The sequence below is a fragment of the Psychroflexus salinarum genome, from assembly GCF_042677225.1.
GTDB lineage: Bacteria > Bacteroidota > Bacteroidia > Flavobacteriales > Flavobacteriaceae > Psychroflexus > Psychroflexus salinarum.
Window position 1 is genome coordinate 18,988 of record NZ_JBHTIV010000023.1, and the last position, 15,937, is coordinate 34,924.

Here is a 15,937-nt window from a genome sequence, read left to right on the forward strand (position 1 = left end):
GGCGGGAGATGTTATCACATTTATTACAATAATTCTTTAGCACTTGTATTATGACAAGAAATAATGATAAGAATACACAAAAGAGATTTAATAAAATCTCTATAGGTTTATCTTCTCCAGAAAGTATTCTAGCCGAATCTAGAGGTGAAGTTTTAAAACCTGAAACTATTAATTACAGAACACACAAGCCAGAAAGAGATGGACTGTTTTGTGAACGGATTTTTGGCCCTGTCAAAGATTATGAATGTGCTTGTGGGAAATATAAGAGAATACGATACAAAGGAATCGTATGTGACCGTTGTGGTGTTGAAGTTACTGAGAAAAAAGTAAGAAGAGACCGTGTTGGTCACATTAATTTAGTTGTTCCTGTAGCTCACATTTGGTATTTCAGATCTTTGCCAAACAAAATTGGATATCTTCTTGGAATTCCTTCCAAGAAACTTGACATGATCATTTATTATGAAAGATATGTCGTGATCCAGCCAGGTGATGCGAAGAATGAAGAAGGAGAGCCACTTAAAAAGATGGACTTCTTAACTGAAGAAGAGTATCTAAATATTTTAGATGGGCTTCCTCAGGAGAATCAATATCTGGACGATGATGATCCAAACAAGTTCCTTGCAAAAATGGGAGCTGAATGTCTTCTTGAGATATTAAAGCGTCTGGATTTAGACGAGCTTTCTTATGACTTAAGACACAAAGCTAACAACGAAACTTCTAAACAAAGAAAAACGGAAGCTTTAAAACGTCTTCAAGTTGTTGAAGCGCTTAGAGATTCAAAGAACAATAGAGAAAATAATCCTGAGTGGATGATCATGAAAGTGATCCCGGTAACTCCGCCAGAATTAAGACCTCTTGTGCCTCTTGATGGTGGACGTTTTGCAACGTCAGATTTGAATGATCTTTACAGAAGAGTAATTATCAGAAACAATCGTTTGAAGCGATTGATGGAGATAAAAGCTCCTGAAGTTATTCTTAGAAATGAGAAGCGTATGCTACAGGAGTCTGTAGATTCTTTATTTGACAACACAAGAAAATCTTCTGCTGTTAAAACAGATTCTAACAGACCATTAAAATCTCTTTCTGATTCTCTAAAAGGAAAACAAGGACGTTTCAGACAAAACCTTCTTGGTAAGCGTGTGGATTATTCTGCCCGTTCTGTCATCGTCGTTGGACCAGAAATGAAAATGTTTGAATGTGGATTGCCAAAAGATATGGCAGCAGAACTTTACAAGCCTTTTGTCATCAGAAAACTGATAGAAAGAGGAATTGTAAAAACTGTAAAATCTGCTAAAAAAATAATAGATAAAAAAGAGCCTGTAGTTTGGGATATTTTAGAAAACGTGTTAAAAGGACATCCAGTCTTACTTAACCGTGCTCCAACCCTTCACAGACTTGGTATACAAGCTTTCCAGCCAAAATTAATTGAAGGAAAAGCCATACAATTACATCCATTGGTGTGTACTGCATTTAACGCCGATTTTGACGGTGACCAAATGGCGGTTCACTTACCATTGGGACCTGAAGCTATCTTGGAAGCTCAACTCTTGATGTTGGCATCACACAGTATTTTGAATCCAGCTAACGGTTCTCCAATTACCGTTCCTTCTCAGGATATGGTTCTTGGACTATACTATATGACAAAACCAAGATCATCTACTCCAGAACATAAAGTGAAGGGAGAAGGTCTGAAGTTTTATTCCGCAGAAGAAGTTAATATCGCTTACAACGAGAAGCAGGTTGACTTGAATGCTTTGATTACTATCAGAACTAATGATGTTGATGAAAATGGTGAGATCGTTAAGAAAAATATAGAAACTACTGTTGGTCGAGTATTGTTTAACGAATCTATTCCTGACAGTGTAGGTTTCATCAACGATGTCATGACCAAGAAAGCACTTCGTGATGTTATTGCTCGTGTACTTAAGAAAACATCTGTTCCAGAAACAGCTGAATTTCTTGATGAAATCAAAAGTCTTGGATACAACTTCGCTTTTAGAGGTGGATTGTCTTTCTCTCTAGGTGATATTATTATCCCTGAAGAAAAGCAATCTATGATTGATGATGCCAATGAGCAGGTGGAAGGCGTTATAGGAAACTATAACATGGGTCTTATCACCAACAACGAGCGTTACAATCAGGTGATTGATATCTGGACAGCAACCAATGCTAACTTGACTGAACTTGCAATGAAGCGAATTCGTGAAGATAAGCAAGGGTTCAACTCCGTATATATGATGCTTGATTCTGGTGCAAGGGGTTCTAAAGAACAAATTCGCCAGTTAACTGGTATGCGTGGATTGATGGCTAAGCCTAAAAAATCTACTTCTGCCGGTGGTGAAATTATTGAAAACCCGATTCTATCTAACTTTAAAGAAGGTCTTTCAATTCTTGAATACTTTATTTCTACTCACGGTGCTCGTAAAGGTCTTGCCGATACAGCATTAAAAACAGCTGATGCGGGTTATTTAACGCGTAGATTGGTTGATGTTTCTCAGGATGTTATCGTAAGAGAAGAAGATTGTGGAACATTGAGAGGTATTGAGGTTTCTGCTTTGAAAAAGAACGATGAAGTTGTTGAAAGCCTTGGTGAAAGAATTGTAGGTAGAACTGCCTTAAATGACGTCATAGATCCAATTTCGCAACAACTATTGGCTACAGCTGGTGACGAAATTCATGAAGATGCTGCAGAAAAAATTGAAGCTTCTGCTTTGAATTCTGTTGAAGTACGTTCTCCATTAACTTGTGAAGCTAAACAAGGTATATGTGTGAAATGTTACGGTAGAAACTTATCTACCAATAAAACTGTACAACGAGGGGAAGCTGTTGGTGTAGTAGCTGCTCAATCTATTGGGGAGCCAGGTACACAGTTAACACTTAGAACCTTCCACGTGGGTGGTATTGCAGGTAACATTTCAGAAGAAAATAAACTGGAAGCTAAGTTTGATGGTGTAGCCGAAATTGAAGATTTAAAAACGGTTGAAGGGAAAAATAGCGAAGGAAAGAAAATTGATATCGTTATTTCAAGAACATCTGAAGTGAAAATTATAGATAAGAAATCTGGAATTGCTTTAAGTACAAATGTTATTCCTTATGGTTCTGAATTGATGATCAGTCCAGGTGATAAAGTCAAAAAAGGCGATGTTATATGTAAATGGGATCCATATAATGGTGTAATTATTTCAGAATTCTCTGGTAAAATTGAATTTGAAAACATCACTCAAGGTCAGACTTATGAGGTTGAAAGTGATGAGCAAACTGGTTTCCAGGAGAAAGTAATTATAGAATCCAAAAATAAGCGTAAGATACCAACACTTCACATTAAGAGTAATGATGACGAAATATTGAGATCTTACAACTTACCTGTTGGAGCTCACTTGATGGTTGACGATGATGAGGAAATTAAAATTGGAAAAATTTTAGTAAAAATTCCTAGAAAGTCATCAAAAGCAGGTGATATTACAGGAGGTCTTCCACGTCTTACAGAATTGTTTGAAGCGAGAAATCCTTCAAACCCTGCTGTAGTAAGTGAAATTGATGGTGTAGTTTCTTTTGGGAAAATCAAAAGAGGTAACAGAGAAATTATTATAGAGTCTAAGCTTGGTGAAGTTAAGAAGTACTTAGTTAAACTTTCTAACCAGATTTTGGTACAAGAAAATGACTACGTTAAAGCTGGAATGCCATTGTCTGATGGTTCTGTAACTCCAGAAGACATCTTGAACATTAAAGGCCCTAGTGCAGTACAACAATACTTAGTGAACGAAGTTCAGGAAGTATATAGACTACAGGGGGTACAAATTAATGATAAACACTTTGAGGTTGTTGTAAGACAAATGATGAGAAAAGTTAGAATTCAAGATTCTGGTGATACTATTTTCTTAGAAAATCAACTTGTACATAAAGAAGATTTCATTGTAGAAAATGATAATATTTTTGGAAAGAAAATTGTTGAAGATGCTGGTGACAGTTCAACATTGAAACCTGGTCAAATTGTTACTTTACGTGATTTGAGAGATGAAAATTCAATCTTAAAGCGAGAAGACAAACAGTTAGTAACAGCACGTGATGCTGAATCTGCAACTGCTTCACCAATTTTACAAGGTATTACTAGGGCATCTTTACAGACTAAGTCTTTTATATCTGCTGCTTCTTTCCAGGAAACAACTAAAGTATTAAATGAAGCTGCTGTAAGCGGTAAAATTGATTACTTAGAAGGTTTGAAAGAAAATGTTATTGTAGGACATAGAATTCCTGCTGGTACTGGACTAAGAGAATTTGATGACATTATAGTAGGTTCCAAGGAAGAATTGGCTACAATGATGGAGAAAAAACAAGAAGTGAACGTAAACTTTAATTAAGCATGAGTGATCAAGACGACAAAAAGCAACAAAAGCTAAATATCCAAATTGATGATGATGTAGCTCAAGGTATTTATAGTAACTTAGCTATTATCAATCATTCCCAAACTGAATTTGTTTTGGATTTTGTGAATATTATGCCTGGATCTCCAAAGAATAAAGTGAGATCTAGAGTGATTCTTACGCCTCAACATGCCAAGAGATTGTTGAGAGCTTTGAGCGATAATATTAATCGTTTTGAAAAAAGTCAGGGTAAGATTAAAGAACAAGACAAACCCAACGTTCCTTTGAACTTTGGCGGACCTACTGGAGAAGCTTAATCTCCTTTAAATCCGAAAATAAAAAATCCCTCAAATTAACTTTTGAGGGATTTTCTATTTTAATAAAACGCGTTTTGAATATTATTCAGCTTTAAATGCTTTTAAATCAAATGATAGTTTCATCTCATCGCTTACAAAGTTATCTCCAAGATTTTCAATAAAAGATTTAGACATAAATTTGATTCCCCATTCAGTTCTGTCCAATATAACTTCATCAGATGTCAGCATTAAAGAGTCATCAGTCTTATTCATAGAAACATTAACTGGGAAGGTGATGTTTTTCGAAGTTTCTTTCAAAGTTAAATTTCCAGATAACATTGTTTGATCTTCAACAGTTTCCATTCCTGTAATTTCAAATTTCGCTTCAGGATATTTTGTTACATTAAAGAAGTGGTCTTCTTTACCATTGGAATAACCCATTAAATGATTTTCCAAATCTTTTTTATCCTGACCCTCTAAATCTAGTACTTCAATACTTGTCATGTCAATAACGACGTTACCACCAACTAATCCGTTGTCATTTGCTTTCAAAGTACCTTTAGACAAAGAGACAGTGCCATTGTGCTGTCCAGCAGGTTTAGAACCTACCCAATTGATTTTAGACTGCTCTACATCAACGTTATAAGTTGCTGCCATGTCTGAAGTTTCCTTAGCTTCTTTTACATCAGAAGTTTCAGTTTTTTTGTCGCTTTTACAACTAAATGCAGTGGCTACCAATGACAAAACCAACATTGAATTAATTACTTTTTTTCTCATTTTTTGTTTATTTAGATTTTTAAAATCGTATCCAAAAACATTCCATAGTTGTAGTCTGTCATTATGGCATTAAAGTACAAATGGCAACACATTTGACAATTGAATATAAAATAGTAAGAAATGAGCAAAAAGAATATAAAATCAGAAGAAAAAGAACCAGCTGAGGCTAAAGCTAATGAAAAGCAAACTGAAACTTCTGAATCTCAAAATGAAGAGACGTCTTCAGCTGATAGTCAAAACAACTCTAATGCTGAAGTCCCTGAAGTTGAGCTCTCTAAGGAAGAACAACTTCAACAAGAACTTGACGCAAAAGATGATAAATATTTAAGACTCTTTGCAGAGTTTGAAAATTACAAACGCAGAACTTCAAAAGAACGTATTGAATTGTTCAAAACGGCAAGTCAAGATGTAATGCAATCTATGCTTCCTGTTCTTGATGATTTTGATAGAGCAATGTTAGAGATTAAAAAATCTGATGATAAACCGCTAGTAGAGGGCATTGAGCTGATAAATAATAAACTTCGGGAAACCTTGAAGAACAAAGGTCTAGAGGTAATGTCAGTAAAAGCAGGTGATGCTTTTGATTCTGAATTACACGAAGCTATAACTCAAATTGCAGCACCAAGTGACGACATGAAAGGAAAAATTGTTGATGTTGTTGAGAAAGGATATACTCTAGGTGAAAGAATTATACGTTACCCAAAAGTAGTCACGGGAAAATAAAAAATTATGAAAGAAGATTATTACGATATATTAGGCTTATCGAAAGGTGCATCTCAAGCTGAAATCAAAAAAGCATATCGGAAGATGGCTATCAAATTCCATCCTGATAAAAACCCAGATGACTCCGAAGCTGAAAATAAATTCAAGAAGGCAGCTGAAGCTTATGAAGTTTTAGGGAACGAAGAGAAACGACAAAAGTATGATCAATTTGGTCATGGTGCTTTTGATGGCTCTCAAGGCTTTGGTGGCGGAGGTATGAATATGGACGATATCTTTAGTCAATTTGGTGATATTTTCGGCAGTGGCTTTGGAGGAAGAAGTCAAGGGTTCTCTGGTTTCGGAGGAGGCTTCGGAGGAAGACAAAGGGCCAAAGGTGGAAATCTTAGAATTAAAGTGAGTTTAACTTTAGAGGAAGTATCTAAAGGCGTTGAGAAAAAAGTAAAAGTTTCACGTAAGAAAAAACCTTCTGACACAACTTTTAAAACTTGTGCAACCTGTAATGGAACTGGTCAGGTGACTCGAGTTACAAATACTATTTTGGGTAGGATGCAAACCGCATCTCCATGTACAGCTTGTGGCGGTTCTGGTCAGACAATAGATAAAAAAGGTAAAGGGACTGATGCTCACGGATTAAAGATGACAGAAGAAACTGTTTCTATCAAGATTCCTCCTGGAGTTGAAGACGGTATGCAATTGAAAGTTGGAAACAAAGGAAATGAACCTGTTGGAGATGGCGTTCCTGGAGATTTGATTGTTCTTATAGAAGTGAAGGAACACGAAAACTTACAGCGTGACGGAGAAAATCTTCATTACGATCTTTATATCAGCTATCCTGAAGCAGCTTTGGGAGCGAGTAAAGATATCCAAACTGTTGGTGGTAAAGTGAGAATAAAAGTAGAGCCAGGTGTTCAGGGCGGAAAGATTTTAAGACTTAGAAATAAGGGTCTTCCAAATCTAAACGGCTATGGAATTGGTGACTTACTTGTTCATATCAATGTGTGGACTCCGCAGACGTTGTCCAAGGATCAAAAAGATTTTTTTGAATATAACTTAAAGGATTCTAATTTTGAACCTGATCCAAAAAAGTCCGATAAATCTTTTTTTGAAAAAGTAAAAGACATGTTTTCTTAACTTAGTTAACAAAATATTATATATATTTGAACACCGCTCACTTGAGCGGTGTTTTTCTTTTTCATAGCAATTTTTTTCCCATCCTGCTTTTTTGCAGGGTGGGTTTTGTTTTTTTAAAATATAGTGAGGTATAAAATATTCTAAAAAGTATAAAGTAGATGCTCTATAACTTCTGATAAAACTTATATTTAATTCAAAATAACGTGTTATGCCAAGATTACTCATTATTGAAGATGACGATGCTATAAGAAGAGTATTAAAGAAGATTTTACTGGAAGAAGAACAAAAGTATGACATCGACGAAGCTATAGATGGTTTGTCTGGTGTGGAGATGATAAAAAAAAATAAATATGACCTGGTGCTTTGCGATATCAAAATGCCAAAAATGGATGGCTTAGAAGTTTTATCAGCTTGTCAAAAACTTCAGCCTGAGCTTCCAGTCGTTATGATTTCTGGTCATGGCGATCTTGAAACTGCCGTGGAAACTATGAGGATGGGTGCTTTCGATTATATTTCAAAACCGCCAGATCTCAATAGATTATTGAACACAGTAAGAATTGCACTTGACCATACTCAACTTGCCAAGGAAAATAAACAGCTTAAGAAAAAAGTCTCTAAGCAGTTTGAAATGATTGGAAAATCAGAGGAGCTTGGTCAAATAAAATCAATGATCGACAAGGTAGCTCCTACAGAAGCAAGAGTTTTAATTACTGGAGAAAATGGTACTGGTAAGGAACTTGTTGCTCACTGGCTTCACGAAAAAAGCAACAGAAATAAAGGTCCTTTTATTGAAGTCAATTGTGCTGCAATTCCTTCAGAATTGATAGAGAGTGAGTTATTTGGTCACGTCAAAGGAGCTTTCACCTCTGCCAATAAAGATAGGGCTGGCAAATTTGAAGCAGCCAACGGTGGAACTATTTTTCTTGATGAAATAGGTGATATGAGCCTGTCTGCTCAAGCTAAAGTCTTGCGTGCGCTTCAGGAGAATAGAGTACAGCGCGTGGGCAGTGATAAGGATATAAAAGTAGACGTGAGAGTTATTGCAGCTACCAATAAGGATTTGAAAGATGAAATTGAAGATAAAAGATTTCGAGAAGATTTATACCATAGATTGGCGGTCATCATTATTCATGTTCCAGCCCTTAAAGACAGGCGAGCAGACATTCCTGAGCTCATTAAGCATTTCACCGAAAAAATAGCTAAAGAACAAGGCACTAAGCCTAAAGTATTTGTACCTGAAGCTATTTCACTTTTGGAACAACTCAATTGGACAGGGAATATAAGAGAATTACGAAACGTAGTAGAACGGCTTATCATCTTAGGTGATCATAAAATCACAGAAGAAGACGTGAAAAGGTTTGTACAAATAAAAACTACTTAGATTCGGGTTTTGGTGGGGTGTATCTCAAAAAATACATAGTATCTCCACTTGGGTGCTCCCATTCTTTAAGAACTTCGAAGCCATACCTTCTGTAAGCTATGCTCACTTTTCTGATTCGAGTTTCTGCATAGATAGGAAGTTGCATAGCTTTAGATATGCGAAACATCTCATCTTTCATCTTATAGGGAGTTTTATCGCTTGTATTTCCTCGAGCGTCTGGTAGTATTCCCCAAAACCAACAATATAAAAATTCGCCATCATTTGGTCGTTGTTGCCTTACAAACTTCTGAGACTTCAAAGCTTTCAATCCTTTTTTGATGCCAGTAACGTTAATAGCAAGCTTGAGATCTTGAATTAATTCTGACCAAAATCCATCACCTTCTCCATCCATTTTAAAGAAAATGGCGATTCCTCTTCCATCATCTGAAACTAAAAGCGCTTCTTTTTTGATAGCCTTTTCTACCATGTGTCTGGCTAAATAAAGAAATCTCTGTTCTTTTTTAGAGTCATCCTTTACGATTTCCATAGATGTAGGAATTTCCTGCAACAATGACGATACATGTTGAATGACTTCCTCCTTGTCAAAATCTTTTTTCAAGTTTCTTTATTTTCAGAATTAATTCTCAAATATAATGTAAATCCATCATCTTAAAAGCTAAATCTATTTTCTTCGTAAATTCAATAATTACAAATAGACTTTTTATGATTAAATGATAAGTCACAATTCTTTATTCTATTCTCAAAGTGTACTTTTGCTTTCTGAAAAAAGCAGCTTGTGAATCTTTCGATCTATACCAAGGAATTTCCTAAAAATTTCAGTTTAGCCTTACCTATCATGCTAGGTCAGTTAGGTCATGTTTTGGTAGGTTTCGTAGATAATTTAATGATAGGAAAACTTGGAGCAGCGCCATTAGCAGCTGTTTCTCTGGGCAATACTCTTATCTTTTTTGCGCTTTTTCTAGGCATAGGATTTAGCTTCGCCATTACACCACTTATTGCTGAGGCAGATGGAGAAGGCGATACCAAAAAGGGGCGCAGATATTTTCAGCACGGCCTTGTCATGTGCACTGTCAATGGTGTTGTTTTGTTTTTGTTGCTCTTGCTGGCAAAACCTATATTATATCACCTCGATCAACCAAAAGATGTGGTTGATCTGGCTTTGCCTTACCTCGATATCGTCGCTTTTTCCTTGATTCCTCTTATGATTTTCCAGGGTTTTAAGCAATTTGCAGATGGTCTTTCTTTGACAAAATATGCGATGTATGCTACTATACTGTCTAATGTGGTCAATGTTATATTCAATTATTTATTGATATATGGTATCTGGTTTTTTCCTCGACTAGAATTGGAAGGCGCAGCGATTGGAACATTGATCTCACGAGTTTTTATGCTGATTTTGCTTTACTTAATTTTAAGCAGAAGACCTAAATTGAAGTCTTATTTTATACTGATGAAAAAGTCATTGGATAAAGCCATTTTTAAGAGACTTTTCAATCTTGGTTTTCCTACATCCTTACAGATGTTATTTGAAGGAGGTATTTTTACTGCAACTGTACTTCTTGCAGGAACACTAGGGACTAAAGCTCAAGCTGCCAACCAAATTGCACTCAACCTCGCCTCCATGACATTTATGATTGCCGTAGGTCTTGGTGTTACCGCAACTATAAGAGTTGCTAATCAAAAAGGAAAACGTCAGTTTAAAACCTTACGAGATGTTGCTTTTTCAATATTTCTCCAGGTATTTTTGATTGAAGGTGTTTTCGCTTTAGGCTTCATCTTATTAAAAGGCTTTTTACCGACTTTATATATAGATGATGCTGAAGTCCTCATGCTTGCTTCGCAATTATTGATTATCGCTGCTCTTTTTCAGTTAAGTGATGGTCTCCAAGTTGCAATTCTTGGAGCTTTACGAGGCTTGCAGGATGTGAAAGTTCCCACTATAATTTGTTTTATCGCCTATTGGCTCATTGGTTTACCGGTATCTTATTTTACGGGAAAGGCCGAGGTTTTGGGAAGTATGGGAATTTGGTTAGGTTTGCTTTCTGGACTTACAGCTTCAGCTATTATGTTGTACATAAGATTTAATATGCTCTCCAAAAAACAAATTCATACTTTTGGCGAAACTAAATTAACATCCACATGAAATTACCACGATTTATATTAGGTGATAATACAGATTATCCCGAATCCATTTTTATAATTCATACAGAATTTCCGAGATTTATTATCGACTTAAAAACAGATGATATTGAGTGGTTTGAGGAATTTGATGTTGAAAATGAAGAGGAAATGGTAGAAGAGACTAATAACCTGATCAAAGAAGCCTCAGAATTTTACGATAGAGAAGTAGACCGTTACCAGTAGTATGCTAGAAAGACTTCAAAACATAGACAGGGAGGTGTTCCTTTTTTTTAATAATCTGGGAGTAAAAGAGTGGGACTGGTTCTGGGTACTTATAACCGAAAAAGAAACTTCTATACCCCTGTATGCTGTTCTTTTATTTCTAATTTTTAAAAAAATAAAACTTAAAGGTTTAGGCATTACAATTCTTGTAGTAGGCTTGATGATTACTTTTACAGATCAGTTGGCCAATTTAACCAAAGATGCCTTTCAGCGCCTGAGACCCTGCAATGAAGACTTTATAGAATATGGGAGATTTCTTGCTAAACGCTGTGGGAAGTATGGATATTTTTCTGGCCACGCTATAAGCTCTTTTGCTGTAGCTACCCTGGTGTCTAATGTTTTAAAGCCCTACTATAAACATGTGTTTTTCTGGATGTTCTTTTGGGCCATTATTGTGACTTACAGCAGAATTTATGTTGGCGTTCACTATCCTGGAGATATACTTACGGGTGCAGCTGTTGGTATTATAACAGGATACTTATTTTATAAACTCCACAAGTACCTCACCTCAAGGTTTAATAGTAATCAGTAAGCTCATTTTCAGGATTTAGCTTTACTTAAGAGGTATTCCGCAGCTTCAAAGGGGCTTAAGTTATTATTATGTATTTTCTGGAGGATTTTCGGGAATTCACTTTTTATAACTTCGTTCTGGTAAAACTCTTTTTTGAGAGAATCTTCAATGGTCTGTGTGAGCCAGAATTTATTTTGATCAGCTCTTTTCTTTTCAAAATAATTATTTTTCTTAGCTTTTTCAAAATAGTCCGTGAGCATATCCCAAACCTCCTCAATTCCTTCGTTTTTTAACGCACTGGCAAGCTTGACTTTAGGCACCCAGCCATTAGATTTTGAAGGATACATATGCAAAGCTCGGTTGAATTCAACTTTTGCCTTTTTGGCTGCTTTCACGTTTTCTCCATCTGCTTTATTGATGACAATTGCATCTGCCATCTCTATAATTCCGCGTTTTATACCTTGTAATTCATCTCCGGCTCCAGCGAGTTTCAATAGTAAAAAGAAATCTGTCATGCTATGAACAGCAGTTTCACTTTGACCAACTCCTACTGTTTCTATAAGCAAGATATCATATCCAGCGGCTTCACACAGCAAAATGCTTTCACGCGTTTTTCTCGCTACACCTCCCAGAGACTCACCAGAAGCGGTAGGGCGGATGTAAGCATTGGGATGTTGAACCAACTTTTCCATTCTTGTTTTATCACCTAAAATACTTCCTCTTGTGACAGAACTTGACGGATCTACAGCCAATACAGCGACTTTATGACCTCTGTCTACTAACAATAAACCTAGTTGCTCGATGAATGTACTTTTCCCTACACCTGGAACACCCGTAATACCAATTCTCAGAGATTTACTGGAATGGGGTAAACATGATGAAATAATAGTTTTAATGTCTTCAGTATGGCGCTTGCTCTGGCTTTCGATAAGTGTAATTGCCTGACTTAAATCTGTCTTATTTCCGCTTAAAATACCTTCAGTTAATTTTGTGATGTCTTTTGACTTTCGTCTTAGGGCTTTAATTTTTTCTGCAGAGGTCTTACTCAAATTGATACTTGGGTCGCTTTTAGTTTCTTGTAGCGCAGATTTCTTGTTTTTAGACGAAGGCATAATTTACATTTAGTACAAATTTATGAATTCATTTTTTTACAGAGCTCTCGTACTTAGTATATTCGGTCGAACTAAAAATAAAAATTCATGGAAACACTTTATACAGCAAAAGCTACAGCTACAGGAGGCCGCAAAGGTCACGTAAAAACAGAGGACGGTCCTATAGATATGCCATTGAGTATGCCAAAAGCTCTTGGTGGAGATGGAGGAGACGGAGTCAATCCAGAGCAACTTTTTGGTTCTGCATATTCTGCTTGTTTCGGGAGTGCCTTAAGTCTAGTTGCTGAAAAGCACAAAGCAGATTTAGGTGATTTCAGTGTCACAGCTCATATTAGCATCGGCAAAGAAGAAGACGGGAGCCTTCTGCTATCAGCAGTTTTAGACTCTTATCTGCCTGGGGTAGATGATATTGAGACTGCCGAAACACTGGTTAATGAAGCTCACGAAGTGTGTCCATTTTCTAGAGCAACACGTGATAATATCGATGTGACCCTCAATGTCCTGAGAGACGAGTAATAATCATGTTATACTGAATAATTTAAAACCCCAATTTTATTGGGGTTTTGTTAGTTAAAACCATAATGCCTTATTTTTATGCTGAATTTGATGAAAGATCACTTAAACACCTCATTTTTTTCAATTCTTGGCCCAACCTATTCCGAAAGTGACTACGTTTCTTTAGATCTTTCAGACCGAAAAACATCAGAATTGAATATTGATTTATCTACTGAATTTGCTTTACAAGATTATCTGGCCGATTATTTAGAATCCAAAGGTGCTAAAGCTGCTTATGGTGGATATTTAGAAAAAAGGAGTCTTTATGATAGAAGCTCGTATTTTGGGGAAAGTTCACGTTCACATAAAAGAAATATCCATCTAGGTATAGATGTTTGGGCCGATGCTGGAACTCCAGTTTACAGTCCATTATCAGGTAAAATTCATAGTCAAAGAGATAATTTAAATTTTGGAGATTATGGGCCTACGATAATTCTGGAACATCACTTAGGGGATCTCAAATTTTATTCACTTTATGGGCATTTATCTAGAGAATCCTTGTTTAGGTATGAGGTTGGAGAGGATATTTCTAAAGAAAATCCATTAGCTTACCTTGGTACAAACGATGTCAACGGGAATTACGCACCTCATTTACATTTTCAGTTAATTCTGGATATTGACGATAAAATAGGTGATTATCCTGGAGTTTCTTCTGAAGGTGATTTAGAATTTTACAAGAAAAATTGTCCCCATCCTAATCTCCTTCTCAACTTCAAATCCTGATTTTAACACAAGTTCAAGCCTTTGATTTTAAGTAAGTATATTTGCACAAAAATTTATTGTATTGAAACTAAATATTTCCAACGAGACGTCTAGACTGAAAACTGTGATCCTGGGCGTTGCAAATTCTAGTGGTGATCAACCTAAACTAGAGGATGCCTACGATCCTAAGTCCATAAAACATATCAAAGAGGGAACTTATCCTGAAGAAGAAGATATGATTGAAGAAATGGAGTCTGTAGCTGCAATCTTAAAAAAACATAAGGTTGAAGTCTTAAGACCAACAATTTTAAAAGATTATAATCAGATTTTTTCTAGAGATATCGGTTTTGTGATTGATGATAAATTCATCTACGCTAATATTCTACCGGATAGAGAAAAAGAAATTAAAGCTATAGAACACGTTTTAGATAAAATTGATTCTGATAAAAAAGTAAAACTTCCAGAGCATTGCCATATTGAGGGTGGTGATGTAATGCCTCACGGTGATTATATTTTGGTCGGGACGTATAGAGGAGAAGATTATTCAGATTTCATAACGGCTAGAACCAACATGGAAGCCGTTGAAGAATTGCAGAATTTGTTTCCAGATAAAAAAGTCAAATCTTTCAACTTGAGAAAGTCCAATACAGACCCAAAAGCTAATGCACTTCACTTAGACTGCTGTTTCCAGCCAGTTGGAAGTAAATATGCGATTGTTCATAGAAATGGGTTCTTAGAAGAAGAAGAATATAACTGGTTGATAAATCTATATGGGAAAGAGAATGTTTTTGAAATTAACGCTCAAGAGATGTATGACATGAACAGTAATATTTTCTCTATTTCAGAAACTGTAGTCATTTCTGATGAATATTTCACACGCTTAAATGAATGGCTAAGAGCCAAAGGTATTTTAGTTGAAACCGTAAATTATAGAGAAATTGCAAAACAGGAAGGTCTGCTGAGATGCTCGACCCTACCTTTAATAAGAGAATAATGAAACAAATTACAGATACATTAGTGATGATTCGTCCAGTTAACTTCAGAATGAATGAAGAAACAGCTGTGAATAATTATTTCCAAAAATCTACAAGCGATCTTCAAGCAACTGTCAATATAAAAGCACAAGAAGAGTTTGATGCGTTTGTTAAAAAATTGAAAGGGGTAGGAGTGAACATAATTGTAATAGATGATATCGCTACCCAAGATACTCCAGACTCAATTTTCCCAAATAATTGGGTGTCTTTTCACGAAAACGGCGATGTTGCTTTATATCCAATGTTCGCCAAGAACAGGCGTAAAGAGAGACGTGAAGATATTTTTGAAAAGATAGAAGCAGAGGGACGTCTCATAAGAAATTTTGTGGACTATACTTCAGCAGAATTGGAAAACGTGTTTTTAGAAGGAACAGGAAGCTTGATTCTGGATAGAGAAAATAGGAAAGCTTACTGCGCCTTATCTCCACGAGCAGATGAAGATTTGATCATAGAATTTTGCGAGGATTTTGAATATACCCCTGTCATTTTCAATGCTTACCAAAGTCATGAAGGAAAGCGTTTGCCTATTTATCACACCAATGTGATGATGTGTGTTGCAGAAGAATTTGCTGTGATTTGTCTTGATACCATTGATGATAAAAAGGAACTAAAACTAGTTGCAGATAGCCTGGTTCAGGATGGTAAAGAAATCATCACCATTTCTGAAGAGCAAATGAATAATTTTGCTGGAAATATGCTACAAGTTCAAGGTGAAAATGAAAAGTTTTTGGTCATGAGCAAAACTGCTCACGATTCACTAACTGAAAAGCAAATTCAATCTATAGAAAAGCATTGTAAAATTTTGAGCAGCGATTTATCAACTATAGAAACTCATGGTGGAGGCAGTGCGAGATGTATGCTTGCAGAGGTTTTTATACCCAAGGCGATTTAGAAACTGATTTTTGACTATATGAAAAAGCCAATTCATTTGAATTGGCTTTTTTTTTGCAG

At 36.0% G+C, this 15,937-nt stretch carries 15 protein-coding genes; 12 read left to right on the top strand and 3 right to left on the bottom strand.

Annotated features, from left to right (window positions below):
- Positions 1–50 precede the first annotated feature (50 nt).
- Positions 51–4,358 carry a DNA-directed RNA polymerase subunit beta' gene (rpoC, locus tag ACFQ0R_RS12245; RefSeq protein ID WP_379658666.1) on the top strand — a complete coding sequence of 1,436 codons (4,308 nt, stop codon included), beginning with the start codon at positions 51–53 and terminating at the stop codon, positions 4,356–4,358.
- Positions 4,359–4,360: 2 nt separating this feature from the next.
- Positions 4,361–4,678, top strand: a complete 318-nt coding sequence (locus ACFQ0R_RS12250; RefSeq protein ID WP_379658667.1) for a DUF3467 domain-containing protein — start codon at positions 4,361–4,363, stop codon at positions 4,676–4,678.
- Between the two features lie 81 nt (positions 4,679–4,759).
- On the opposite strand, the gene ACFQ0R_RS12255 is transcribed toward ACFQ0R_RS12250, so the two are convergent.
- Positions 4,760–5,434 carry a YceI family protein gene (locus ACFQ0R_RS12255; protein ID WP_379658668.1) on the bottom strand — a complete coding sequence of 225 codons (675 nt, stop codon included), beginning with the start codon at positions 5,432–5,434 and terminating at the stop codon, positions 4,760–4,762.
- A gap of 120 nt (positions 5,435–5,554) precedes the next feature.
- Between ACFQ0R_RS12255 and ACFQ0R_RS12260 the strand changes: the two genes are divergently transcribed.
- The 3 genes from ACFQ0R_RS12260 to ACFQ0R_RS12270 all read left to right on the top strand — a co-directional run bounded on the left by ACFQ0R_RS12260 (position 5,555) and on the right by ACFQ0R_RS12270 (position 8,669).
- Entirely contained in the window at positions 5,555–6,157 is a 603-nt protein-coding gene (locus ACFQ0R_RS12260) for a nucleotide exchange factor GrpE (protein WP_379658669.1), read from the top strand.
- Between the two features lie 6 nt (positions 6,158–6,163).
- The gene (gene dnaJ, locus ACFQ0R_RS12265; protein WP_379658670.1) at positions 6,164–7,288 is read left to right on the top strand and encodes a molecular chaperone DnaJ; all 1,125 of its coding nucleotides are present in this window, start codon (positions 6,164–6,166) and stop codon (positions 7,286–7,288) included.
- A 208-nt stretch (positions 7,289–7,496) separates the two neighbouring features.
- On the top strand, positions 7,497–8,669 hold the full coding sequence (locus tag ACFQ0R_RS12270) for a sigma-54-dependent transcriptional regulator (RefSeq protein ID WP_379658671.1): 1,173 nt from the start codon (positions 7,497–7,499) through the stop codon (positions 8,667–8,669).
- Here the strand turns inward: ACFQ0R_RS12270 and ACFQ0R_RS12275 are convergent.
- Positions 8,662–9,267, bottom strand: a complete 606-nt coding sequence (locus ACFQ0R_RS12275) for a hypothetical protein (RefSeq protein ID WP_379658672.1) — start codon at positions 9,265–9,267, stop codon at positions 8,662–8,664. The two genes, ACFQ0R_RS12270 and ACFQ0R_RS12275, sit on opposite strands and share 8 nt — an antisense overlap.
- A gap of 177 nt (positions 9,268–9,444) precedes the next feature.
- Between ACFQ0R_RS12275 and ACFQ0R_RS12280 the strand changes: the two genes are divergently transcribed.
- Genes ACFQ0R_RS12280 through ACFQ0R_RS12290 form a run of 3 tightly spaced genes read left to right on the top strand, consistent with a single transcriptional unit; the run spans position 9,445 to position 11,604 of the window.
- Positions 9,445–10,812, top strand: a complete 1,368-nt coding sequence (locus tag ACFQ0R_RS12280; protein WP_379658673.1) for an MATE family efflux transporter — start codon at positions 9,445–9,447, stop codon at positions 10,810–10,812.
- Positions 10,809–11,033, top strand: coding sequence for a hypothetical protein (locus ACFQ0R_RS12285; RefSeq protein WP_379658674.1), 225 nt, complete (start codon positions 10,809–10,811; stop codon positions 11,031–11,033). Before ACFQ0R_RS12280 ends, ACFQ0R_RS12285 begins: the two co-directional genes overlap by 4 nt.
- Before the next feature lies 1 nt (position 11,034).
- A complete protein-coding gene (locus ACFQ0R_RS12290; protein ID WP_379658675.1) occupies positions 11,035–11,604 on the top strand; it encodes a phosphatase PAP2 family protein in 570 nt (189 codons plus the stop codon).
- An 8-nt stretch (positions 11,605–11,612) separates the two neighbouring features.
- Here the strand turns inward: ACFQ0R_RS12290 and meaB are convergent, their stop codons facing one another.
- The gene (gene meaB / locus ACFQ0R_RS12295; protein ID WP_379658676.1) at positions 11,613–12,695 is read right to left on the bottom strand and encodes a methylmalonyl Co-A mutase-associated GTPase MeaB; all 1,083 of its coding nucleotides are present in this window, start codon (positions 12,693–12,695) and stop codon (positions 11,613–11,615) included.
- Positions 12,696–12,782: 87 nt separating this feature from the next.
- Between meaB and ACFQ0R_RS12300 the strand changes: the two genes are divergently transcribed.
- The 4 genes from ACFQ0R_RS12300 to ctlX all read left to right on the top strand — a co-directional run bounded on the left by ACFQ0R_RS12300 (position 12,783) and on the right by ctlX (position 15,878).
- Positions 12,783–13,211, top strand: a complete 429-nt coding sequence (locus ACFQ0R_RS12300) for an organic hydroperoxide resistance protein (protein WP_379658677.1) — start codon at positions 12,783–12,785, stop codon at positions 13,209–13,211.
- Between the two features lie 90 nt (positions 13,212–13,301).
- On the top strand, positions 13,302–13,973 hold the full coding sequence (locus ACFQ0R_RS12305; protein WP_379658678.1) for a peptidoglycan DD-metalloendopeptidase family protein: 672 nt from the start codon (positions 13,302–13,304) through the stop codon (positions 13,971–13,973).
- Between the two features lie 61 nt (positions 13,974–14,034).
- On the top strand, positions 14,035–14,946 hold the full coding sequence (locus tag ACFQ0R_RS12310) for a dimethylarginine dimethylaminohydrolase family protein (protein ID WP_379658679.1): 912 nt from the start codon (positions 14,035–14,037) through the stop codon (positions 14,944–14,946).
- Positions 14,946–15,878, top strand: coding sequence for a citrulline utilization hydrolase CtlX (gene ctlX / locus ACFQ0R_RS12315; RefSeq protein WP_379658680.1), 933 nt, complete (start codon positions 14,946–14,948; stop codon positions 15,876–15,878). The genes ACFQ0R_RS12310 and ctlX overlap by 1 nt, the downstream gene beginning before the upstream one ends.
- Positions 15,879–15,937 lie beyond the last annotated feature (59 nt).